Here is a 22,526-nt window from a genome sequence, read left to right as displayed (position 1 = left end):
GCTGACCGCCCTCGCCGCCGGCGCGGCCCCGGCGGCGGCCGGCCCGTTCGGCCGGAGCCTCGCCCCGGCCGGCGCCGGCAACCTGCCCGACGAGGCGCTGCGGGCGGCCCTCGCGGCGATCACCGACGCCGGCATGCCGGGCGTCTTCGCCGAGGTACGCGACGGCCGCGCCACCTGGCGGGGCGCCAGCGGGGTGGCCGACGTGGCCACCGGCCGGCCGATGCGGCCCGACTTCCGGCAGCGGGTCGGCAGCATCACCAAGACCTTCGTGTCGACGGCGCTGCTCCAGCTCGTCGGCGAGGGCCGGCTCTCACTCGACGCGCCGCTGCGGCGCTACCTGCCGGCGCTCGCCCCGGACGGGGTGACCGTCCGGATGCTGCTCAGCCACACCAGCGGGATCAGCGACTACGACCACGTCCTCTTCGCCACCCTCGAGGGCATCGAGAAGTACCGGCACACCACCGTCCGGCCGCTCGAACTCGCCCGGATCGGACTGTCCCAGCCGCCGACCAATCCCCCCGGCGGCCCGTACGCCTACTCCAACACCAACTTCGTGCTGGCCGGGCTGCTCCTGGAACGGCTCACCGGTCGACCGGCCGCCCGGGAGATCAGCCGGCGCATCCTGCGTCCGCTCGGCCTGCGGGACACGTACTTCCCGGGTACGGCGACCCGGATCGAGGGGCCGCACTCGCTCGGGTACGTCCCCTGGGTCGACGCCACCCTGCGCGACTTCAGCGTCTACAACATGTCCTGGGCCTGGATGGCCGGCGAACTCGTCTCCACCACCGCCGACCTGAACCGGTTCTACCGGGCCCTGTTGGGCGGCCGGTTGTTGCGGCCGGCCGAGCTGGCGCAGATGCGCCGGACCGTACCGGTCGATCCCACCCAGCCGGACGGCATGCGGTACGGGCTCGCCCTGTACAGCCTGCCGCTGCCCGGTGTCCTCGGCTGGGGGCACGACGGCGTCGTCCTCGGGTACCAGACGATGTCCCTGCACTCGGCGGACGGCCGGCGCCAGGTCACCGTCGCGCTCAACGCCAGCCACTACGGGATCCCGGGGCAGCCCGATCCGATCGCCGCCGCGATGATCCAGTTCCTGATCCTCGCGCTCGGCGGGACGGCCGGTACGGCGGCGGCCCGGTCCGGTGCGCCGTCGAGCTGGCGACCGCTCACCCCGGCGCCGGGCCGGACGGCGCTCGGCGTACCCGGGTCGGGGGCGTTGGCGCGGTGAGGGGCGCGCGCTGACGGAGGGCCGGTCGGTTGACCGGCCCTCGTCCTTTCCGTCGACCAACGGCCTCGACTTTGCGTTGTAAAGTACTTTGTGTGTCCGGGAACTTTGAGCACGTAGGAATTGACGACGACGAGCGCCCACCGGCCGACCCGGCCGCGGCGCTGCGCATGATCGCCGAGCAGCAGGCCGAAGCGGCCCGCCGACTCAGTCCGAACATGCTCTTCTACTACTGGCCGTGGGGATTCGCCTGGCTGATCGGGTTCGGGCTGCTCTTCCTCCGCTTCGGGCCCGACGGCCGGGTCCTCGTGGCGCTGCCCGACTGGCTGCCGCTGACCGCCCTCTTCGTCCTCCTGGTGACCGCCGCCGCGGTCTCCGGCGCCGCCAGCGCCCGGGTCTACGGCCAGATCACCGGCGACTCGAACCGCCGCGGCGCGTGGTACGGCCTGGCCTGGGGGCTCGGCTTCAGCAGCCTCGGCGCCACGCTCGGCCAGGTCAGCGACCATCTGCCGGAGGATCTCGCCGGTCTGCTCTGGGCCGGCGCCATGGTCGGGCTCACCGGGGTCCTGCACCTGGCCGGCGGCGCCATCTGGCTCGACCGCAACCTCTTCCGACTCGGCATCTGGATCAGCGTCATCAACATCATCGGGGTCATCGCCGGACCGGGCTGGCACGCACTGGTCGTCTCGGTCGCCGGTGGCGGCGGGATGCTGGTGGCCGGCGTGGTCATCGAGACCCGGCGGCGCCGGCGGCCGGAGACCCGGTGAGCGCACCGCCGGAGCTCGACCCGGTGATCCACGCCCAGGCCCGGCTCCGGGTCATGGCCACCCTCGCCACCCTCGCCGACTGCGACCGGATCACCTTCCCCCGGCTTCAGGACATCCTGCAGATGACCGCCGGCAACCTCTCGGTCCACCTGCGCAAGCTCGAAGACGCCGGCTACGTCGAGATCGTCAAGACCCACCACGGCCGCACCCCGGCCACCCTCGTGGGGCTGACCACCCGGGGCCGGCTCGCGTTCGAGGAGTACACCTCGGCGGTACGCGCGCTGCTCGATCCCGTCCCGACCACCGAACCCCCCGCACCGACCCGGGAGCAGCCATGATCCTCGCCCGCGCCGTCCAGGCCACCCGCCGGTACGGCGACGTCACCGCCCTCGACCACGTCGACCTCGACCTGCCCGCCGGGGAGCTGGTCGGCCTGCTCGGCCCGAACGGCGCCGGCAAGAGCACCCTGCTCAACCTGCTGGTCGGGCTGCGCCGGGTCAGCTCCGGCCGGGTGGAGCTGTTCGGCGGCGACCCCCGCGACCCGGCGCACCGCCGGCAGATCGGGGTCACCCCGCAGGAGACCGGCCTGCCGCCCACCCTGCGGGTCGGCGAGGTGGTCGACTTCGTCTCCGCGCACTACGCCGACCCGGTGCCCCGGGCCGAACTGCTCGGCCGGTTCGGCCTCGACGACCTGGTACGCCGGCAGACCGGCGGCCTCTCCGGCGGCCAGAAGCGCCGGCTGGCCGTGGCGCTGGCCTTCGTCGGCCGGCCCCGACTGGTCTTCCTGGACGAGCCGACCACCGGGCTGGACGTCACCGCCCGGCGGGAGCTGTGGGACGGCGTCCGACAGTTCCACGACGAGGGCGGCACGGTGCTGCTGACCAGCCACTACCTGGAGGAGATCGAGGCGCTCGCCCGGCGGGTGGTGGTGCTCGGCCAGGGCCGGGTGCTGGCCGACGACAGCGTGTCGGCGATCCGCGACCTGGTCGGCGTACGCCGGGTCAGCCTGGTCGCCCCCGACCTGCCGGCGCTGCCCGGGGTGCGGGGCGTGGAGCGGGTCGACGGGGTGACCCACCTCGTCACCACCGACGCCGACCAGTTGGTCCGGGACCTGGTGGCCAGCGGTGCCGCCTTCTCCGGCCTGGAGATCCGGCCGGCCTCGCTGGAGGACGCCTTCCTGGCCATCACCGCCGACACCGGCGCCGCCACCGGCCCGCGCCCCGACGCCGTCAGCGCCGGCGCCCCCCGACCCGTCGACGCCTGAGGAGGCCGACCGTGCGACTCGCGCTCGTACATGCCCGGTTCCAGTTGCTGGAGACCGTCCGGATCCCGATCGCCCTGGTCGGCAGCGCCTTCTTCCCGGCCGCGTCGATGCTGTTCTTCGTGGTCCCGTTCAGCGGCGACGACCCGGTGGTGGCCACCTACGCCACCGCCTCGATGGTCACCTTCGCGGTGATGAGCACCAACATCTTTCAGTACGGCATCGGGGTGGCCGAGGACCGCGCCCAGCCCTGGGACCCGTACCTGCGGACGCTGCCCGCCGGGGCCGCACCGCGCTTCGCCGGGCGGGTGCTCGCCGGCCTGGTGCTGACCCTGCTGTCGCTGATCCCGGTGGTGGTGATCGCGGCGGTGGCGACCGAGGCCCGGCTCAGCGGCCCGGCGTTCCTGGCCGCGCTCGGCACGATCCTCGTGGTCGCGGTGCCGTTCACCCTGATGGGGTTGGCGATCGGCTACTCGCTGCCGAGCAAGGCCGCGATCGTGGTCGCCCAGGTGGTCTTCTTCCCGCTCGCGTTCGGCGGCGGCCTGCTCTTCCCGCCCGGCAGCTCGCCCGGGTTCATCGAGGCGGTCGCCCCCTACCTGCCGACCCGGGGCGCGGTGGAGCTGATGTGGGCGGCGGTCGGGGACTTCTCCGTCGACCCGACCGCGCTGGTCATGCTCGGCGTCTGGGTCGTGGCGCTGGCCGGTGTGGCCGGCTGGGCGTACCGGCGCGACGAGGGCCGGCGGTTCAGCTGACCGGTGCCGGTGCCGGCGTCTCCGCGGGCTGCCGGGTGCGCACGGCCCACCGGGTCAGCGCCGGCACCGGCGCCACGGCGAGCAGGAAGAGCGCGCCGACCGCTAGCCAGCCCAGGGCGTGCCCGGTGCCGAGGGCGAGGGTGAAGACGGCCGGCCCGACGATCTGCACGGCGGCCGTCGCCGACTCGGCCACCCCCTGGTAGGCGCCCCGGGCCTCCTCGCGCATCAGCGGCACGGAGAGTCCCCAGGCGGCCGAGACGTACCCGAGTTCGCCGGCCAGGTGCAGCAGCGCGGCGGCGACCACCACCGCCACCGCCACCGTCCCGCCCCCGCCGGCGGTGGTGGCGAGCAGGGCGCAACTCGCGGCCAGCACCACCCCGGACCAGACCGTCGTCCGGGCGGCGGCGGCCGGGGTGCGGGCCAGCCGGGTGGCGGGCACCTGTCCGGCGGCGATCCCGAGCGAGCTGATCACGACCACGGCGCCGCTGAGCGCCAGCGGCAGCGAGGTGTGCCCGGATATCCAGAGTGGAAGCCCGGTGGAGAGCATCGCCCAGCAGAGCGAGAGCAGCGCGGTGGTCCCGACCACCGAGGCGTACGGCAGGTCGCGCAGCACCGCGCGGACGCGCGGCCGGCCGGCGGCGGTCGGGAGCGTCGCCGGGGCCGGCACCGTGGCGGTGAGCACGGCGAGCACCAGGAAGGTCAGCACATTGCTGACGATCGCCAGCAGGTAGCCGGCCGGGCGGTCGGCGGTGAGCACCAGCGCGCCGAGCCCGGCCCCGACGGCGTTCCCGACGTGCTGGACGACCCGCTGCTGTGCCAGGGCGCGTACCCGGGCGATGTTGTCGCTGACCAGCGCCGCCACCAGCGCGGTCCGCACCGCGCTGGCGCCGTTGGCCAGGGCCACGAAGCCGACCGTGGCGACCAGGAACGGCAGCAGGCCGCCGCCGAGCAGGTAACCGGCCATCGCGGCGGCCCGTACCACGGTGATCGCGACCAGGACCCCGCGCGGACCGCGCCGGTCGGCCAGCGCCCCGAGCGGTACGGCGGCGGCCAGCCCGCAGGCGGCGGCGAGCGCCATGGCCAGCCCGACGGTGGCGCCGGAGAGCCCCCGCTCCCGGGTGAAGTAGATCGCCCAGATGGTGAACCACATCCCGTCGCCGAGCGCGGAGATGCCCCGCCCCCAGAGCAGTCGGCCGAGTCCCGGCACCGCCACCACCACCATTCACAGCTCGATGAATGGTCACCGTAACGGCGCTCCGGGGCGCACGCAACCACGGTTCAGGAGTTCATGAATGGTGCTAACCTGGCTGGCATGAGCGACGACCCGGTGCTGACCGCCGCCACCGCGCTGGCCCGGGAGCTGGCCGACCCGGTCCGGCTCACCGCGCTCCAGCTACTGGCGAGCGAGGGTCCACACACGGCGAGCCGGCTCGCCGAGGCGCTCGCGGTGAGCGCGCCCCGACTCGGCAACCACCTGGCACGGCTGCGCGAGGCGGGCCTGGTCACCGTCGAGCACACCGGCCGGCACGCGGTCTACCGGGTGGCCGACGCCGGCCTCGGCGAGGTGCTGAACGCCCTGTTCGGCTACGCCGGCGGCACCGCGCCGGGCACCCGTCGACCCCGCGCGTCGGCGCCGGCCGACATCGCCCACACCTGCTACGACCACGCCGCCGGGCTGCTCGGGGTACGCCTGCTCGGCACGCTCGTCGAGCGGGGCGCCGTACGCGCGCCGGACGGCCGTACCGACGAACTGGCCCTCGGCCCCGACCCGACGGCCCTGGTCGACCTCGGCGTCGATCCGTCCACCGTGGCCACCGGCCGGCGCAGGCCCGCGGTGGCCTGCCTCGACCGCACGTACCGGCTCCCGCATCTCGGCGGGGAGCTGGGCCGGGCCATCCTGGACGCACTGCTGCGCGACGGCGCGGTCGAGCGGACGCCGGGCGGCCGGACCCTGACCGTCACCCCGGCCGGCGCGGCCCGGCTCGCCGCCCTGCTGCCCGGCTTCACCTGTTAGGAGGGGGCCCTTCCTATACAAAAAGCGATAAGCGGGGGCCCTTCCTTACTACCGTGGGGCGCGGATCGGGACCACCAGCGGGCCATGCTCGCCGTCGATCACCCGTACCCGGGCGTGGTAGTGCGTCGCCAGCAGTTCGTCGGTGAGCACCGCCCGCGGCGGGCCGTCGGCGACCACCCGGCCGCCGGCCATCAGCACCAGCCGGTCGGCGTACTCGCCGGCGACCGAGAGGTCGTGCATGGTGGCCAGCACGGTCAGGCCGTGGTCCGCGCGCAACTCGTCGACCAGTTCCAGCACCTCCTGCTGGTGGCCGATGTCCAGCGCGCTGGTCGGCTCGTCCAGCAGGAGCAGCGGGGCGCCCTGGGCCAGCGCCCGGGCCAGGAAGACCCGCTGCCGTTCGCCGCCGGAGAGCGTCGCCAGTGGCCGGTCCGCGAAGCCCGCCAGGTCCAACCGGTCCAGTACGTCGTACGCCACCGCCACGTCGGCGGCCGACTCCCGGCCCAGCGGCGGAATGTACGGGGTGCGGCCGAGCAGGACGTAGTCGACGACCGCCATCCCGGCCGGTACGACCGGGGACTGGGCCACCGTCGCCACGATCCGGGCCCGGTCCCGCCGCCGCAGCCGGCCGATCGGCGTACCGAGGAGCGAGACCGTGCCCTCGGTCGGCGCCAGCAGTCCGCCGGCCACCCGGAGCAGGGTGGACTTGCCGGCGCCGTTCGGGCCGATCACGGTCACCCACTCGCCCCGGCCGATCGACAACCCGACCCCGGCCAGGATCGGCGCCCCGCCGAGCGTGACCTTGAGCCCGGCCAGCTCGACGGCGGGTGGGACCGTCACCGGTGCCAGCCTTCCGTTCGTGACTGCGGGGCTCGCAAACCCGGCTCACTCCTCGCACTCACACTGCCACCCGCTTGGTGGTGCGGAGGATCAGCGCGAAGAACGGGCCGCCGAGCAGCGCGGTGACCACGCCGATCGGGATCTCGGCCGGCGCTGACACCGTACGGGCGGCCAGGTCGGTCAGGGTCAGGAAGGCGGCGCCGAAGAGCACCGAGAGCGGCAGGATCGCCCGGTAGCTCGCCCCGGCCAGCATCCGTACGGTGTGCGGGACGATGATGCCGACGAAGCCGATCAGCCCGGAGACCGAGACGGCGGCGGCGGCGCCCAGCGAGGCGGCGGCGATCAGCAGCAGCCGGGAGCGCTGCGGGTGCAGGCCGAGGCTGGTGGCCTCGTCGTCGCCGACCGCCAGTACGTCGAGTTCGCGCCGGTGCAGCAGCACCACGATCGCGGTCAGCACCGCGTACGGCAGCATCAGCAGCACGTCGTGCCAGCCGGCGGTCGCGAGCCGGCCGAGCATCCAGGAGTAGACCTCCTGGATGCTCTCCGAGTTGCGTTGCAGCAGGTAGGTCTGGCCGGCGGCAAGGAAGGCGGAGACCGCGACGCCGGCCAGGATCAGCGTCGCCGGCGAGCGGTCCCGGCCCCCGGCCGCGCCGAGCAGGTACGTCAGCAGCACCGCCCCGATCGCGCCGACGAAGGCGGCGAGCGGGACGGAGAAGGGCAGCCGTACGGTGACGTCGGCTCCGGTGACGCCCCGGGCGACGATCACGGCGGTGACCGCGAGGCCGGCTCCGGCGGCCACCCCGAGCAGGTGCGGGTCGGCCAGCGGATTGCGGAACACGCCCTGGTAGGCGGCGCCGGAGAGGGCCAGCATCCCGCCGACGAGCAGGCCGAGCACCACCCGGGGCAGCCGCAGCTCGGTGACGATCGCGATCTCCCGCTCGTTCAGCCCACTGTGCAGGTGCACCCCGGGCAGGAGGTTGAGCAGTTCCACCGCGACGCTGCCCGGGGGCAGGCTGACCGGCCCGAACGCGATTCCGGCGATCGCGGCGACCAGCGCGGTGGCGAAGCCGATGACCAACCAGCGTTTGCGCAGTCCCGCCGGCCGGCCGGGCGGTACGCCCCGGGTGCCCGCACCGGTTTCGGCGGGGCGCCCGGGACGTACGGATGGACGTGCTTTGCTCAAGCGGGGACCTTGACCACCGCGTCGACGATCGCCCGGAGCAGCTCGACCACGCGCGGGCCCCAGCGGGAGGCGACGTCGTCGTCGAGGGCGACGATCTGGTTGTTCTTCACCGCGGTCATCCCGGCCCAGCCGCTGCGCGCCTTCACCGTCTCGGCGGACTGCTTGCAGCACTTCGTGTCGGCGAGGAAGACCAGATCCGGATCGGCCTTGATCAGCGCCTCCTCGGCGAGCTGCGGATAGCCGCCCTTGGAACCGTCGGCGTCCGCCGGGTCGGCGACGTTCTCCAGACCGGCGATGGTGAAGAGCGAACCGACGAAGGTCCGGCTGGTCGCCGTGTAGTACTCCGGCCCGAGTTCGTAGAAGTAGCTCGGCTTCGTCGGCCGTTGCGGCACCTCGGCGATCAGCCTGGCGACGTCGCCCTTCATCCGCTGGACCACGTCGGCCGCCTCGTCCGGGTGCCCGGTGAGCGTTCCCAGGTCGGTGAGCTGCCGGTACGTGTCGTCGAGCGTCTTCGCGGCCGGGGCCAGGTAGTGCGGGATCCTGAGCTGGGTGAGCTGGTCCACGATCTTGTTGAGGTCGTTGGTCAGCACCACCAGGTCGGGGTTCTTCGCGGCGATCGCCTCGGCGTTCGGGGTGAACGCGGAGAGGTCGCTCTTCGGCGCTTCCGCCGGGTAGTTGGAGTTGTCGTCCGCCGCGCTGACCTGCGGGCCCGCCCCGATCGCGAAGAGCATCTCGGTCGCGCTCGGCCCCAGCACGACGATCTTCTCGGGCCGCTTGTCGAGCGTGAGCGAGCCCACCGTGACCGGGTAGGTAGCGCCACCGTCGGCACCGACGGTGGGATCGTCGGCGGTGTCGGTCGCGCAGGCCCCGAGGGCCAGCGCGGCCACCGTCAGCACGGCGGCGAAAACCCTGGGCGTACGTCTGGACATCGGTCCTCCTGTCGGTCGAGGTCTGGTGCTCCGCCGACAGGTGGTTGGCCCCGCCCACGGGGCGCCCTTCCTCGAAGGCGCTTTCCGCGACCGCGCCGCAGGCGACCTGGCTCGTCCTCGGTCCGGTTACGCCGTACGGGGTGACGGCGTGCGGGGAGGCATCACAGTTGCGGGACAGCACCGGTTTCGCACCGGCTTCGCTGCGGGGTGGTCGGGGGAAACCGTAGCGCACCCGTACCGTCACCCGGCATGGGCCGTCCGCTGGGTCCGGGACGTTCCCGCTGCTCACGAACGCGGTTGACGCCGGAGAATCGGCCGGGTGACGCGGCACGAGTGCGGGTCGACGGGCCGATGTCCCCGTGGGTTCGACGGGCGGGCGAGACGTGGCGCGGGCCGGTGGATGCCGACCCGCGCTGGCGAAAGGGGGGATTCGCCGCGACCGTGTGCGGTCAGATCGCGATGTTGCTTATCGAGGCGATGCAGGCGACCACACCGCCGCGGGCGTCGTTCACGGTGGCGGTGAGTCGGTACCCGCTGTCGACGAGGTCGACCCGTACGCGCCGCGAGTCGTACATTTCCCGGTAGAGCTTGCTGAGGTCGCCGTCACCGCTCACCAGACGCATGTTCGTACCGTTGTCGTTGGTGTACGGGACGGCGAACATGTGCGCGAACTTGAGGGTCGAGTTCGCCGTGGCCGAGGTGAAGACCATGACACCTTCCGCGCCACGGAATCCGTTGTTGCGGTCGGCGAAGTACACCCCGCACCAGACCACGTTGTCCTCGACGCCCTCGCCGAAGTACAAACGCTGCTTCAGTTGCACCAGGGGCGAGTCGAGGTTGCCGTCGGAATGGTCCTCCATGAAGTCGGCCATCTCGCCGTGCTCCATGTGAAGGTCGCCGCCGGCCTGCCAATTGTTGACCACGAAGTTCTGATCGGTGTTGTTGACGACGAACCCGAGGATCTTTTGGGGTTCTCGAACACCAGATACAGCAGCAGCGCGATCAGCACGGCCGCCACGGCCGTGATGACCGTCTTGATACCGATGCTCAGAACGCCACTACGCATGGCGGCGAGCAGGGCCTGCCCGGCGCGCAGTGCCTTGACCGTGGCGACACCCGCCGGCACACCGACGGCGACGACGGCTCCGGCGGCCATCTCGGCGACCAGCACGCCGACACCGGTGGCGTTCGCCATGTTCTCGAAGCGCTTGGTCAGATTGAAGACGTACGTCTTGAGCGTGTCCCCCTCATAGGTCATGAGGATTTGCGCGTTGCGTTCGGTGACGCTGAAGTTGGGTTCGGTGTCGATTGTGTCGGCGACCCGGTCGCTGCCCAGTAGCCGGCGGATGTTCTCGTCGTCGGCCGGGTCGGTGGTGTCATTGACGAAGTCCGGGAACCGCTGCTGGTGCGCCCGGTCGATGATTGCCTCGGCCAGGGCCTGCGCGGCGGTCCTGCGCTTGGCCCGTTCGCTGAGTGCGGGCGAGGTCAGGATCGGTGCGAGATCGACGCCGAACTGCGTCCGCAGGTTGGCGCAGATACCGAGCGCGAACTCTCGGGGCGACGTGTTGGGGTATTCGACGAGCGGTTGCACTGTGGCTCCCATCGGGGGGTGGTGGTGGGACCGCGAATTGCCGACGAAGTCTATGGGCGGCAGCATCGGAGAGGCACCGCATGTCGAGTAAGCGACATCGATGACAAATAATGGATATCCGACCGACCCGGGTCTGTCAGGCCCTATGGTCGCCCGGCCGTACGGCGTCGGTCAGGGCCTCGGCGAACTCGGCGGGGCACTCCAGTGGCGTGAAGTGGCCGACGCCGTCGACGTGCCGCAACTCGGCGTCGGCGAAGAACTCGTCGATCCGGTCCGCCCAGGCGCGCGGGAACAGCGGGTCGAGTTCCGGCCAGAGCACCGTCGTGGGCACCGCGAGCCGGTCCTCCGGTCGGGGGGCCCGCTCCGCCAGTGATCTGGCGACCGCGCCGGCGCCGCCCCGGTACCAGCCGATGGCGGCGGTGAACGCGCCCGGCTCGGCGTACATCGAGACGAGGTGGTCGAGGTGCTCGACGGTCAGCTCGAAGTCGGGGCCCGACCAGTGCGACCAGAAGTGCCGCAGGTACGCCCGCACGCCCTCGGGCTTGCCGTCGATCAGCCGCTCCGCGAGGTCGAGCTGGTGGAACGACTGGTACCAGAACTCCCGCTGGGCTTGCGCGCCGAGGATCCGGTCCCCGACGCCGGGCAGGGGCGGTGAGATCACCAGGGCGCGGACGAGGTCCGGTCTGGTCCTCGCGACGGTCTGGGCGATCCGGCTGCCGATGTCGTACCCGCCGAGGACGGCCTGACCGAGTCCGAGTTCCTCGATCAGGCCGACGACGCTGCGCGCCTGCGCGTCGGCGTCGTACTGGCTGGCCGGGTCGGCGGGGTGCTTGTCGGACTCGCCGAAACCGCGCAGGTCCGGGACCACGACCTCCGCCGAGGACGACAGCCGCGCGACGACCTCGCGGTAGTCGGTGCGGTCGCCGGGCCAGCCGTGCAGCAGCACCACGACCGGGCCGCTACCGGTCCGGTCGTACGCGAGCCGGAACCCGTCGACGGGGAGCGTCTTCTGCACCGAGGGTGTATTTCCACGACGGCGGGCACTCACACCCTCGTCGCCGGTCGATGTTGGGCGATTCGCTAACCCGGGGCCGGTGCCTGATCGGGCGTTCTATCCCCGGCCAACCGGGGGTGGCGGCTACGGCCGGTGGGTCAGCTCGCCGACGAACGCCCGCCACGCCTCGGGCGCGAACGCAAGGGTGCCGCCGTCACGGTCCTTGCTGTCCCGGACCAGCACCCGCCCCGGCAGGTTGTCCGCGACCTCCACACAGTCGCCACCGTGGTCGGCACTGCGGCTGCTCTTTCGCCAGTTGGGCTCGGTCATCACAGCTCACCCGCCAGCTTTTCGATCATTGCCGGAGAACCCGCGACGAACGCCCGCCACGAGTCGGACGCAAACGTAAGGGTGCCGCCGGCCCGGTCCTTGCTGTCCCGGACCAACACCCGCCCCGGCAGGTTGTCCGCGACCTCGACACAGTTGCCACCGCTGTCGCCGCTGCGGCTGCTCTTCCGCCAGTTCGGCTCGGTCATCACAGCTCACCCGCCAGCTTCTCGATCATTGCCAGGGAGATGTGCTCGGGCATCGCCGCGCCGAGCACCGCGTCCCACTTGCGCTGCATCATATCGACCATGTCCGGTCGGTCCACCGGTTGACCGGCCGCCGCATTTTCCAGGTAGACGACCACGTCACCCTCGGGCAGGGTGGCCAACACAAAGCCTCCGGCAATGCCCGGATACGCCCCCGCGTCGGCCGGGATGACATGCAGGCTGATGTTGGGCTGCCCGCCAAGGTCGCGCAGGTGCGCGAGTTGCGCCCGGGCCACCTCCCGGCCACCGATCAACCGGCGCAGCGCGAACTCGTCGATGACCGCGATGAACCGCTTGGGACGCTCGCCGGTCAGCAACACCTGTCGGTCGAGCCGAGCGGCGACCAGCCGAGCCACCTCGTCGGGCCCGTGCAGTCCGCCGGCCGAAATGATCGCCCGGGCGTAATCCTCGGTCTGCAGGATGCCCGGAATGATCGAGGACTCGAACGTTCGCAACACATTCGCTCGCTCCTCGGTGCGGCGCCAGGGCGCGAACCAGGCGGGCGACTTCTCCCGGTTGGCCGACTCCAGCAGTTCGGCGAGGAGGCCGCCGGTGCCGAGTGCCTCGTCCGTGTCGGTCGCGAAGTCCATCGTGGGGCGACGCCGGCCGGTCTCGATCGCCGCGATGGTCGACGGACTGTAGTTGATCATCGCGCCCAGCTTCTCCTGCGAAACCTGCGCGCTGGCCCGGGCCGCCTTGAGGGCGCGGATCCACATATCCATGTTCATGTACTTACCTTTCATGTAAGCACTCGAATGCTCTACGTGATGCGCTCCGGGCATTCTGCCGTCCGGCGGGCGGATCGTCCAGATTGGAAGGAGGCGGAACCACCGGCAGAAAAAAGGCGGTCTCCCGCCGCTCCGGGGTGGAGCGGCGGGAGACCGCGCAACAGGTGAGAGAGGTCAGGAACTGGTGATCGTCACGTTGTCGACGGCCGCCTCCACCAGGCTCGCCCCGGAGGCGTCGACGGCCTCCACCAGGATCCGCACCGACTGGCCGGCGTACGCGGAGAGATTGGCGTTGGCCACCGCCCAGGCGCCGTTGCGGTTGCTGGCCGCCCCGGCCTGGCTGAACACGGCCGTGGTGCCGCCGTTGTGCACCACGCTCACCCGCAGGTAGTCGGCGGACGAGGCGTTGGAGCCGTGCGCGAGATACCACGCCAGGGAGAGCGTGAGCGTCCCGCTGGCCGGCAGCGTGATCGCCGGTGACCGGGCACTGGTCACCCCGCCGTCCACGTCGTAGTCACCCGCCGCGGTGCCGGCCAGCCGCCCGGTCACCAGGTCGTTACTGCCGGCGTACGGGGCGAGCTGCTTCGCGCCGCTGGAGGTGGTGGCCTGCGCCGTACCCCGCTCGAAGGCCCCGGAGGTCGCGGTGTCCGCCGTCGACGGGTTGACGGTCCAGCCGGTCGCGGTCTCGAAGGTGTCCGACCAGACCATGGTGCCGCCGCCAGTGCCGCAGTACTGCGACTGCTTGCCGATCGCCCGGTACGGGCAGTCGGCGTACTCGCTGAGGATCAGCACCGCCTCCCGGTTGCGGGAGGTCTGCGCCGGGATCACCTCGTCCGGCGGGTAGAAGCCGCCGCCGCCGGCCGAGCCCGGGTACATCTCGAAGGTGTACGCGAAGATGTTGTGGGTCGCCCACATCCAGTCGATGCTGTCCCCGTCGGTGATGTAGAGGTCGCTGGACTGCTCCGGGGTGTAGCCGTTGGTGGCCGCCATCTGCTGGCCCAGGGTCCGGAACGTCGCCTCCTGGTCGGCGTTCAGCCCGGCCGCGGTGTTCGCCGTGGTGTAGCCGTACGGCCAGAGCACCAGCTCGGAGTAGGTGTGGAAGTCGATGTTGGCCTTGATCTGCTGGGTACCGCCGACCACCCGGCTGTTGACGAAGTCGCGCAGCCGTGCCGTCTCCGGCGCCGAGAACGCCGACGGGCCCCGGTAGGTCTCCGATGAGGTCGAGCCGGAGGAGCCGCCGCAGCAACCCCAGTTGTAGCCCCAGTTCCGGTTGAGGTCGGTGCCGACGTTGGACGACCCGCTGTTCGGCTGCCGGTTCTTCCGCCAGGACCGGTACGAGCCGGTGGCGATGTCGTACTCGCTGCCGTCCGGGTTGACCGTCGGGACGATCCAGATCTCCCGGGTGTTGACGATGTTGGTGACCCGGGAGTCGGAGCCGTAGCCGTCGGTGAAGAGGTTCAGCAGGTAGATCGCCATCTCCACGGTCAGGTGCTCCCGGGCGTGCTGCTGGGAGTTGAACAGGATCTCCGGTTCGCTCTCGTCGGTGCCGACGTTGTCGGAGATCTTGATGACCGGCAGGTCGCGGCCCTCGTACGACGTCCCGATGCTCGACTTCCGGGCGATGCCCGGGTGGTCGGCGACCACCTGGTTGATCACCGCGTTCAGTTCGGCGTAGTTGTGGTACGCGGAGTCGGCCGACGGGAAGTCGAGAACGCCCGGCCCGCCCCGGTCCGGTGGCGCCGGTACGGCCTCCACGGTGAAGCCGAGCGCGGTGATCGCCTTCACCTCGGCTCCGGTGGCACGGACGTGCAGCACGCCGTGCTCGACGTACTCGATGGCGGCGCCGGTCCGGGCCACCGCGTTCCGGTCGTCCAGGGTGCGTGGCCCACGTACCCGGTATTCGACGGCGGCGGTGTCGGCGGCCTCGACGCCGGCGGTGTCGGGTCGGGCCTGGACGGCGACCGGGCCGGTCAGGGCCGCGGCGAGCCCGACCACGGCGGTGGTCACGACCACCGCCGCCCGGGACGTGAAGGTGCGCAAGGGCATTGAAGACCTCCTGGGGGTGGGGAGGATCCCGCTGGTAGTGCACACTGCACCACCCGTCGCATGGTCATAGCAATATCGATCAGGCTCGTTTACATGCCAGACCGGTCGTCCCGCCGGCAAAGATTTTCCTACTCGACAGGTCTGGCGAAAGTTGTCGCCGGACGGAATAGTGACGGCAGGACCGACCTTCGTCCCCGCGGAGCTTCGATGGCCAGACCCCCGACCGGCCGGCGCGCGTTCACCGTCGCCGGCATCACCGCACTCGCGCTGCTCGCCTCCGGCACCCCGGCGACGGCGACCACCTCCGGGAAGGCCGGCAACCGACCGGTGACCCACGACGAGCAGATCACCTACCAGGACTGGTCCGGCTACTCCGACTGGCGCCGCGGCACCCACGCCGGCACCATCGCGGTCCCGGGCGCGGGCATCACGATGCTGCGGCCGGCCGGCACCACCGAGTACGCCGACCCGCACACCGGCACCACCCGCACCTGGTCGTACGCCACCTGGACCTCGCCGGTCACCGCGGTCGGGTTCGACGCCAGCGAGCTGGTCGCGTCCTGGAACGCCGACACCCCGGCCGGCACCTGGATCCAGATCGAACTCCAGGGCACCTACAACACCGGCGACCAGACCCCGTGGTACGTCATGGGCCGCTGGGCCTCCGGCGACCAGGACATCCGGCGGACCAGCGTCGACCGCCAGGGCGACCCCTGGTCCACGATCTGGACCGACACGTTCTCGATCGACGACGTGGCGAACGAGGTGCTGCTGCGCGCGTACCAGTTCCGGCTGACCCTCTACCGGACGCCGGACACCCTGCGCTCACCCCGGGTCCGGATGCTCGGCGCGATGAGCTCGCTGGTGCCCGACCGGTTCACCGTCACACCGAGCGCCGGCCGGATCGCCTGGGGCAGGGAGTTGGCGGTACCGACCTACTCGCAGAACGTGCACGCCGGCCACTACCCCGAATACAACGGCGGCGGCCAGGCCTGGTGCTCACCCACCTCCACCGAGATGGTGGTCGAGTACTGGGGCCGCAGACCGTCGGCCGAGGACACCGCCTGGGTCAACCCCGACTATCCGGACCCGACGGTCAACCACGCCGCCCGGATGGTCTACGACTACGCGTACGAAGGCGCCGGCAACTGGCCGTTCAACACCGCGTACGCCGGCTCGTTCCCCGGACTCGACGCGCAGGTCACCCGGCTGCACTCGCTCGACGAGCTGGAACACTTCATCAGGGCCGGCATCCCCGTGGTGACCAGCCAGTCGTTCCTGGCCGAGGAGCTGGACGGGGCCAACTACGGCACCTCCGGGCACCTCTTCGTGGTCGTCGGCTTCACCGCCGAGGGCGACGTGGTGGTCAACGACCCCGCCTCGTCCAGCAACGACGTGGTGCGCAACGTCTACTCGCGCGAGCAGTTCGAGCAGATCTGGCTGCGTACCAAGCGGATCAACGCCAGCGGTGGCGTCTCCGGCGGGTCGGGCGGCATCGCGTACCTGATCAAGCCGTGGTGGAAGCCCTGGCCGAAGGTGCCCGGCTCCACCAACTGGTAAGGCTGCCTGGGGAGGCCCACCGGCCCCGTGACCCGGTCAACGACGCCCGGGTACGGGGCCGGTGTCGTGCCGGCCCCCGCACCCCGGGCGGTTCAGCGCGGGTCGGACGCGCCGTCCGGGGTGGCCGGTCCGGCGGAGTCGTCCTCCCCGGCCAGCGCGGAGCGCAGCCGCTGCTTCTCGGTCCGGCGCCGCTCCGCCGCGCCGGCAAGCTGCTGGGCCATCTCGTCGCGCCAGCCCCGGAGCAGGAAGAACGCCAGCGCGGCGGAGAACGCCACCGCCAGCATCAGCTTGAGGAAGATGTTCGCGTCGACCGGCCAGAGCGCCAGGGCGACCACCACGAACAGCCCGATCCGGCCCAGCGTGTACTTCACGGCGGGACTCATGTATCCATCTCCGATCAGCCCGTACGGCCGGCGAGCCACCGGACGCCGACAAACCAGATCACCGCGTACACCCCGGCGAAGACGGCGGCGGCCAGCGCACCGGAGAGCAGCGGCGGAAGCCCGGCCGCCAGCCCGGCGACGAGCAGCCCGGCCGTGATGCCGACCGCCGCGCCCACCACCGCCCCGGCGATCCGCGCCGGCCCCCGCTCGGCGGCCCGGAACTCCTCCACGAAGACCCAGGCCGGCAGGATCACCGCCAGCCACCCGTTCGCCCGGCCGAACGTGCCGGCACCGATGAGCGCGAACGCCCAGTCGAAGACCAGCAGGGCCAGCACCCCGACGACCACCCCGGCCAGGACCAGCCCGACCAGTTCGGCCAGGGACACGATCCGCCCCTCGGCGTCCCGCCGCGGAAAGCTGCTACCGGTGCTCTGCTCGCTCATGACGTGTCGAGGGTACGTGAGCCGGGGCGGAGCACTCAGGCCCACACCCGCTGCGGCTCGGCGCGGCGCTGCGCCAGCGACGGCGGCGCGTCGTACTCGCGTACCACCGCGTACCGGGCGTCCCGTTCCACCGGCCGGAAACCGGCGTCCCAGATCAGCTCCACCAGCTCCTCGCGCCGCGTCGCGACCGGCGCCGGCTCGGGGGCGCCCCGCTCGGCGGGCGGGTCTTCGACGGCCGTCTCCGCCAGGTCGTCCACCCCGAAGTTCAGCGCGAGCTGCGCGACCGGCCCGTACGTCCCACGGAGGGCCCGCAGGTGCGGCACGTTGTCGAGGAGCAGCCGGGACACCGCGAAGTTCTTCAGCGACTCGACCGGGGCGACCGGCGCGCCGCCGGAGTCGGGCCGGTGGCGCAACGGGACGAAGACGTCGAAGCCGCCCGTGTCGTCCTGGAGTTCCCGCAGCCGCAGCAGGTGGTCCACCCGGTGCCGAGGCTCCTCGACGTGGCCGTACCGCATCGTGGCCGGGGTACGCAGCCCTCGGCCGTGCGCCAGGCGATGGATACCCGACCAGTCCGCCCACCCGCCGTCCGCCCCGACGAGGTGCCGGCGCACCTCCGGGTCGAAGATCTCCGCCCCGCCGCCGGTCAGCGCGTCCAGCCCGGCGGCGACCAGTTCGTCGAGCAACTCGTCGGCCGGCCGGCCGGTCGCCCGCTCGAACCGGTGCAGGTCCACCGCGCTGACCCCGGTCACCCGTACGGCCGGCAGCGCCTCCCGCAGCCCGCGCAGGACCCGCAGGTGCCGCTCCCAGGAACGGGTCGGCGCGGCGACGTCGAGGCGCAGGTGGACGACCTCGCCGTCCGGCAGCTCACCGACCTGGCGCACCGCCTCCGCCACCGTCTCCTCCGCCGAGTCCCGGTCGGTGACGTCGAGGTGCCGCTCCACGCCGAACAGGACCCGGTCGCCGTGCTCCCCGGTACGCCGGTGGTGCGCCAACCGGCCGAGCCAGACCAGGTCGTCGCTGTCGTACAGCGCCTCGCCGTCGGCCCTGTCCAGCCGCTCACCGGCGTACACCTTCGCTTCCAGCTCACGTCCGCGCCCGGCGTCCATGGCCAGCCACCTCCCCTTCGCGGCGATCACCGCGAGCTTACGTGGGGCGCGTCTTCATCTTCTTCTCAGCGTCTCGTTACCCCCCACGGATCGACATCCCCCTGACATTGAGGTAAGACAAAGTAGGACGCGATTGACCAGTAGAGGCGATACCACGTGAGCGATCTCCGCTCGCGGGTCGGACGCCGGGCGGGGAGCGGCATGGCCACCAGCAGACAGGGACGACCGGCGGTACAGGACGGCACGGTTTCGCCGGTGCTGCGTCCGTTGCTCTGGTCCGCCCTGGTCGGCGCGGCTGTCGCGGCGGCGCTCGCCAGCCCCGTCTACGCCGATCCACCGCTGCCCAACACCGTGCCGGACGTCGGCGTACGCCCGCAGCCCGTCGGTGTCGGCACGGGCTTCCCGACCACCGCCCCGTCGAACAACTTCCCGGTGACAAGCCTGGTCAACGGCCCCCTCGCGACCCAGATCTACACCCTGGAAACCGAGGTCGCCACCCTCGGCGAGCAGTTGCTGAAGCTGCGGCAGGAGCGGGACGACCTCGCCGCCAAGGTGACCGCCGCCGACGCCGCCCGGGTGAAGGCGCGCGCGGACGTGGTCGCGGCGCAGACCGCCGCCGACTCCGCGGCGGCGCACGCGTTCAAGGACGCCGCCGGGCTGCCCCCCGGTGCGTTCGGCTCCGACCTGCACAGCCTCGACATGCTCGGCCGCATCCAGCGCGGCGAGGAGCACAACCGGGACACCACCCTCGCCGGCCGCGAGGTCGTCCGGGCCCGGGACGCGGAGCGCGCCGCCGAGTCCGCGTACCAGCTGGCCCTCACCCAGTCGCGGCAGAAGACCGAGGAGTTCGCGGCGGCGGAGAAGAAGTACAAGGGGCGGACCGCCGCCCTGGTGACGCTGAAGCGCAACAACGTGGATCAGCTCGCCGCGATCGAGCGCGAGCGGGAGGCCCAGGAGCAGCGCCTCGGCGACCTGATCGGCACCGACGCCATCGCCGGCATGGTGGCCAACCCCAAGGCGATCGGCGCGGTGCGCTACGCGCTCGCCCAGCGGGGCGACCCCTACCTCTGGGCCGCCGAGGGTCCGAACCGGTTCGACTGCTCGGGCCTGATGTGGGCGGCCTACCGCACCCAGGGCAAGACCCTGCCCCGGGTGTCCCGGGACCAGTACCGGGGCACCCGCGGCATGAGCGTCGCCCGGGAGGCCCTGCTCCCCGGTGACCTCATCTTCTTCGCCTCCGGCGCCTCCTGGACCACCATCCACCACGTCGGGATGTACATCGGCGGCGGCAAGATGGTGCACTCCCCGACCACCGGTGACGTGGTGAAGGTCTCGACCGTCTGGTGGTCCCGCTTCTACGCGGCGACCCGGGTGTTCCCCGCCGTACCGGCGCCGAAGCCGCCGACGCCGCCGGCACCACCGACGACCCGGCCACCGACGACGACCCCGCCGCAGACCCCCCGGCCACCGGTCACCGGGGCACCGAGCACGGCCCCCACCAAGCCGCCGGTGACACCGTCGCCGCCGGTCTCCCCGTCACCGCCGGCCTCGCCGTCACCGTCGGCCAGCGCCACCTCGAAGCCGCCGGCGGACCCGACGCCCGAGGAGCCGGACGAGACCCCGTCGGCGACACCCGGTGGTGGCCAGCCGAGCGCCACCCGGTCGAGCGCCACGCCGAGTGGCAGCGCCGGCAGCGGCGACTGACCCGACGGGTTACCGGCGGGTGCGCGCTCGTGCCCGGATGTGGCACGGTGAGGGTTGAACACTTCCGGCCCGGCCCATCCCGGACCGGGCGCGGGCGCGGGAGGCAACGATGGACGAGTCGAAGGTCAGGCCGAGCGGCGAGCCCGAGGCATCGGGTTCCGCCGGCTTGACCAGCCCCGACGAGCTGGCCACTCCCGACGGTACGGCCGGTCCGGCGCCAGGCGGGGACGACGCTGAGCACGAACTGTCCGCCTTACCGCCGCCACCCCCGGTCGGTACAGCCCTGCCGGCGGAGCCGGTCGAGGAGCTGCCCGAGGCGTACGAACTGCCTCCGCCACCTCCGGCCGGTGCACTGTGGCCCGATCTCTCGTCGACCGCGCCGGCCGATCCGCCCGCTGCGCCAACGGCAGCCGAGGCGGGCAGCGCCGAACCCGACGCGGCGGAACCGGCGACAGCGGAACCGGCGGCGGCCGACCCAGCCTTGGCCGAACCGGCGGCAGACGAAGCCGGCGCAGCCGAACCGGCGGTAGAAGCCGGCGCCGCCGGACCGGTGGCCGACGCCGCCGTCGAACCGGTAGCCGACAGCGTCGCACCGGACGCCGACGCCCCCGCCGAACCGTTGGCCCAAGCCAGTACCGGCGAGTCGGTGGCCGACGCCCATGCCGCCGAACCGGTGGCCGACGCCGCCGGTACCGGGGAGCCGGTGGCGGCTGAAGCGGCAGCCGAGGAGTCGGGCGCACCCGAACCTGCCGCCGAAGCCGGCGCGCACGAGCCCGCAGCGGACGAAGCGCACGCATCCGAGCCCGTGCCGGCCGGGTCGGCGGCGGAGGCGGCGAACGCGTCCGAACCCGCCGTCGACGGGGCGGTGGCGGCCGCCGCCTCGGCCCAGGTGCCGTCCGCCCGGGGACGGGCCGTGATTCCGGCGACCGCCACCCCGGACCCCGCCGAGCTGGCCGCCATGCCGGCCACCTCCGGCGGCCGTACCTACCGGGCCGGTGAACTCGCCGGTTCCGCCGCCGCGCCCGCTCCGGCCGTCCCCCCGTTGCAGCGCCGTCAGCCGAAGGTGCCGGCCCTCGACTCGCCGTGGTCGGCCTTTGCGAACGCGGTCGCCTCGCCCGAGCGCCCGTCGTCCGGGCCGCCCGCCGCGTCCACGACCCCCGGATCCTCGGCACCGGCCACCGCGCAGGCGCCGGCCGGCACCGACCTGCCGTCCCGAGCCGGCACCGACCTCCCGTCGCGGGCCGGCACCGAGCCGCCCGCGTACACGATTCCGCCGCAGCGGAGTGCCCCGCGCGCGGAGTCCATCGGTCCGACCCGGGCCAGCGCCGCCGTACCGGGAATCTCACCGGTGCTGCCGGGCGAGGCCGCCGCCGTCGCGGCGGCGTCCGGCCGGGCCAGGATCTACCGGGCCGGGGAGTCCACGCCGGGCGACCCTCCGCCCGCCCCGCCGGCGCCGGAGCCGGTGCAGCCGCCCCAGCCGGTCGAACCGCCGAAACCGCCGGTACCGGATCCGCCGCATCCCGGACCGGCGCCGACGCCGTTCCCCAATCCGATACCGCCCGGACCCGGCCCGATACCGCCCGGACCCGGCCCGATACCGCCCGGACCCGGCCCGATACCGCCCGGACCCGGCCCGATACTGCCGGGACCGCTGCCGACGACGTACTCGGCCGGGTCGTCGGCGCCGATGCTCGCCCCGCCGCCCACCAGCGGCCCACCCGCCGCGCCCACCGGCCTGCGACCGGCCGCGACCCCGTCCTCGGTGGTGGTGCCGGCGCCCGCCCTGCCCGCCTGGCCACCGTCGACGGACCCCATGGCACTGAGCGGTCCCCGGGCGCCGGCCGGCTCGGCGGCGCCGGCCGCCCCGCCGGAATCTGGCGCCCACCACGTCTTCGGTTCCCCGCCCGGCACCGGGCCGGCGGGCTACTCCATCCCCTCGGCCGAGCCGGGTCCGGGTAACTCCCCGGCACCCGTCCGCTTTCCGTCGTCATCGACCGAATCCGCCGTCCCGGCCGGACCTCCGGCACTCGGCCGCGCCCCGGGCTACCCGGACCGGACCCGCGACCAGCATCCGGAGGGCACCCTGTACGGGGGGCCGGAGGGGCACCTCACGATCGCGATGCCGGGCAACGCGGCGGTGGAGAACTCGGGTTCACTGACCGGTCACATCCTCGCCCAGGGCTGGACGGACGCCCCGGCGAAGCGGCAGACCGACACCACCAAGGTGCTGATCATGCTCCTGGCCGGCCTGGGTATCCTCGTCGCGGTGGGGCTCGCGGTGATCTTCATCGCCGGGGACGCATTCACCAGCCTCTTCGACGGCCTGCTGAGCGGCTGAGCGACCCCGCCGGTACGCCCCGGCGGGGGGTGAGCCTGCCCACTGGCGTGCGCGGCGGAGTGGCGGCCG

Annotated in this window: 23 protein-coding genes and 1 riboswitch; of the genes, 9 read left to right on the top strand and 14 right to left on the bottom strand. The window is 72.8% G+C overall.

Translation table 11 applies throughout. The annotated features are described in order from the left end of the window. Positions 1-97 precede the first annotated feature (97 nt). The 5 genes from ACQEUR_RS00610 to ACQEUR_RS00590 all read left to right on the top strand — a co-directional run bounded on the left by ACQEUR_RS00610 (position 98) and on the right by ACQEUR_RS00590 (position 4,008). Positions 98-1,231 carry a serine hydrolase domain-containing protein gene (locus tag ACQEUR_RS00610; RefSeq protein WP_433025828.1) on the top strand — a complete coding sequence of 378 codons (1,134 nt, stop codon included), beginning with the start codon at positions 98-100 and terminating at the stop codon, positions 1,229-1,231. 92 nt (positions 1,232-1,323) lie between these two features. Next, entirely contained in the window at positions 1,324-1,995 is a 672-nt protein-coding gene (locus ACQEUR_RS00605) for a transporter (protein ID WP_433023902.1), read from the top strand. Then, entirely contained in the window at positions 1,992-2,333 is a 342-nt protein-coding gene (locus tag ACQEUR_RS00600; RefSeq protein WP_433023900.1) for a winged helix-turn-helix domain-containing protein, read from the top strand. Before ACQEUR_RS00605 ends, ACQEUR_RS00600 begins: the two co-directional genes overlap by 4 nt. Further along, positions 2,330-3,259: an ABC transporter ATP-binding protein gene (locus tag ACQEUR_RS00595; RefSeq protein ID WP_433023899.1), complete on the top strand. Its 930-nt coding sequence runs from the start codon at positions 2,330-2,332 to the stop codon at positions 3,257-3,259. The genes ACQEUR_RS00600 and ACQEUR_RS00595 overlap by 4 nt, the downstream gene beginning before the upstream one ends. A gap of 11 nt (positions 3,260-3,270) precedes the next feature. Next, positions 3,271-4,008: an ABC transporter permease gene (locus ACQEUR_RS00590; RefSeq protein ID WP_433023897.1), complete on the top strand. Its 738-nt coding sequence runs from the start codon at positions 3,271-3,273 to the stop codon at positions 4,006-4,008. Here ACQEUR_RS00590 and ACQEUR_RS00585 read toward each other — a convergent pair. Beyond that, positions 4,001-5,230 carry an MFS transporter gene (locus ACQEUR_RS00585; protein ID WP_433023895.1) on the bottom strand — a complete coding sequence of 410 codons (1,230 nt, stop codon included), beginning with the start codon at positions 5,228-5,230 and terminating at the stop codon, positions 4,001-4,003. The two genes, ACQEUR_RS00590 and ACQEUR_RS00585, sit on opposite strands and share 8 nt — an antisense overlap. A gap of 90 nt (positions 5,231-5,320) precedes the next feature. Here ACQEUR_RS00585 and ACQEUR_RS00580 point away from each other — a divergent pair, with 90 nt between their 5' ends. Beyond that, complete coding sequence (locus ACQEUR_RS00580; RefSeq protein WP_433023893.1) at positions 5,321-6,022, top strand: ArsR/SmtB family transcription factor; 702 nt, start codon at positions 5,321-5,323, stop codon at positions 6,020-6,022. A 48-nt stretch (positions 6,023-6,070) separates the two neighbouring features. Here ACQEUR_RS00580 and ACQEUR_RS00575 read toward each other — a convergent pair whose 3' ends face one another. From ACQEUR_RS00575 to ACQEUR_RS00530, 10 genes are all read right to left on the bottom strand, one after another. Then, complete coding sequence (locus ACQEUR_RS00575) at positions 6,071-6,859, bottom strand: ABC transporter ATP-binding protein (protein ID WP_433023891.1); 789 nt, start codon at positions 6,857-6,859, stop codon at positions 6,071-6,073. A gap of 58 nt (positions 6,860-6,917) precedes the next feature. Next, positions 6,918-7,952 carry a FecCD family ABC transporter permease gene (locus tag ACQEUR_RS00570; protein ID WP_433025825.1) on the bottom strand — a complete coding sequence of 345 codons (1,035 nt, stop codon included), beginning with the start codon at positions 7,950-7,952 and terminating at the stop codon, positions 6,918-6,920. An 86-nt stretch (positions 7,953-8,038) separates the two neighbouring features. Beyond that, the gene (locus ACQEUR_RS00565; protein ID WP_433023889.1) at positions 8,039-8,971 is read right to left on the bottom strand and encodes an ABC transporter substrate-binding protein; all 933 of its coding nucleotides are present in this window, start codon (positions 8,969-8,971) and stop codon (positions 8,039-8,041) included. A 105-nt stretch (positions 8,972-9,076) separates the two neighbouring features. Continuing rightward, positions 9,077-9,167: riboswitch (cobalamin riboswitch) on the bottom strand. Between the two features lie 253 nt (positions 9,168-9,420). Continuing rightward, positions 9,421-9,843, bottom strand: a complete 423-nt coding sequence (locus ACQEUR_RS00560) for a hypothetical protein (protein ID WP_433023887.1) — start codon at positions 9,841-9,843, stop codon at positions 9,421-9,423. Next, complete coding sequence (locus ACQEUR_RS00555; protein ID WP_433023885.1) at positions 9,783-10,562, bottom strand: hypothetical protein; 780 nt, start codon at positions 10,560-10,562, stop codon at positions 9,783-9,785. The genes ACQEUR_RS00560 and ACQEUR_RS00555 overlap by 61 nt, the downstream gene beginning before the upstream one ends. A 136-nt stretch (positions 10,563-10,698) precedes the next feature. After that, positions 10,699-11,577 (bottom strand): alpha/beta fold hydrolase, encoded by an 879-nt coding sequence (locus ACQEUR_RS00550; RefSeq protein WP_433023883.1) that lies wholly within the window; start codon positions 11,575-11,577, stop codon positions 10,699-10,701. Positions 11,578-11,700: 123 nt separating this feature from the next. Next, positions 11,701-11,886: a DUF397 domain-containing protein gene (locus ACQEUR_RS00545; RefSeq protein ID WP_433023881.1), complete on the bottom strand. Its 186-nt coding sequence runs from the start codon at positions 11,884-11,886 to the stop codon at positions 11,701-11,703. Next, on the bottom strand, positions 11,886-12,092 hold the full coding sequence (locus ACQEUR_RS00540; RefSeq protein WP_433023879.1) for a DUF397 domain-containing protein: 207 nt from the start codon (positions 12,090-12,092) through the stop codon (positions 11,886-11,888). The genes ACQEUR_RS00545 and ACQEUR_RS00540 overlap by 1 nt, the downstream gene beginning before the upstream one ends. After that, entirely contained in the window at positions 12,092-12,931 is an 840-nt protein-coding gene (locus ACQEUR_RS00535; RefSeq protein ID WP_433023877.1) for a helix-turn-helix domain-containing protein, read from the bottom strand. The genes ACQEUR_RS00540 and ACQEUR_RS00535 overlap by 1 nt, the downstream gene beginning before the upstream one ends. A 120-nt stretch (positions 12,932-13,051) precedes the next feature. Then, positions 13,052-14,923 carry a M14 family zinc carboxypeptidase gene (locus tag ACQEUR_RS00530; RefSeq protein WP_433023875.1) on the bottom strand — a complete coding sequence of 624 codons (1,872 nt, stop codon included), beginning with the start codon at positions 14,921-14,923 and terminating at the stop codon, positions 13,052-13,054. 207 nt (positions 14,924-15,130) lie between these two features. Between ACQEUR_RS00530 and ACQEUR_RS00525 the strand changes: the two genes are divergently transcribed. Next, positions 15,131-16,483, top strand: a complete 1,353-nt coding sequence (locus ACQEUR_RS00525; protein ID WP_433023873.1) for a peptidase C39 family protein — start codon at positions 15,131-15,133, stop codon at positions 16,481-16,483. 92 nt (positions 16,484-16,575) lie between these two features. Here ACQEUR_RS00525 and ACQEUR_RS00520 read toward each other — a convergent pair whose 3' ends face one another. From ACQEUR_RS00520 to ACQEUR_RS00510, 3 genes are read right to left on the bottom strand one after another with little or no spacing between them, the layout of a single operon-like run. After that, on the bottom strand, positions 16,576-16,866 hold the full coding sequence (locus ACQEUR_RS00520) for a DUF4229 domain-containing protein (RefSeq protein ID WP_433023872.1): 291 nt from the start codon (positions 16,864-16,866) through the stop codon (positions 16,576-16,578). A gap of 14 nt (positions 16,867-16,880) precedes the next feature. Then, the gene (locus tag ACQEUR_RS00515) at positions 16,881-17,309 is read right to left on the bottom strand and encodes a hypothetical protein (RefSeq protein ID WP_433023870.1); all 429 of its coding nucleotides are present in this window, start codon (positions 17,307-17,309) and stop codon (positions 16,881-16,883) included. A gap of 35 nt (positions 17,310-17,344) precedes the next feature. After that, a complete protein-coding gene (locus tag ACQEUR_RS00510; RefSeq protein WP_433023868.1) occupies positions 17,345-18,415 on the bottom strand; it encodes an aminofutalosine synthase MqnE in 1,071 nt (356 codons plus the stop codon). 201 nt (positions 18,416-18,616) lie between these two features. On the opposite strand from ACQEUR_RS00510, the gene ACQEUR_RS00505 reads away from it, so the two are divergent. Both ACQEUR_RS00505 and ACQEUR_RS00500 read left to right on the top strand, forming a co-directional pair. Next, complete coding sequence (locus ACQEUR_RS00505; protein WP_433023866.1) at positions 18,617-20,119, top strand: C40 family peptidase; 1,503 nt, start codon at positions 18,617-18,619, stop codon at positions 20,117-20,119. Positions 20,120-20,228: 109 nt separating this feature from the next. Next, the gene (locus ACQEUR_RS00500) at positions 20,229-22,457 is read left to right on the top strand and encodes a hypothetical protein (RefSeq protein WP_433023864.1); all 2,229 of its coding nucleotides are present in this window, start codon (positions 20,229-20,231) and stop codon (positions 22,455-22,457) included. Positions 22,458-22,526 lie beyond the last annotated feature (69 nt).

Source organism: Plantactinospora sp. CA-290183 (genome assembly GCF_050936375.1).
In the GTDB taxonomy this organism is placed as follows: Bacteria; Actinomycetota; Actinomycetes; order Mycobacteriales; family Micromonosporaceae; genus Plantactinospora.
This window is presented reverse-complemented; position numbering and strand designations above follow the sequence as displayed.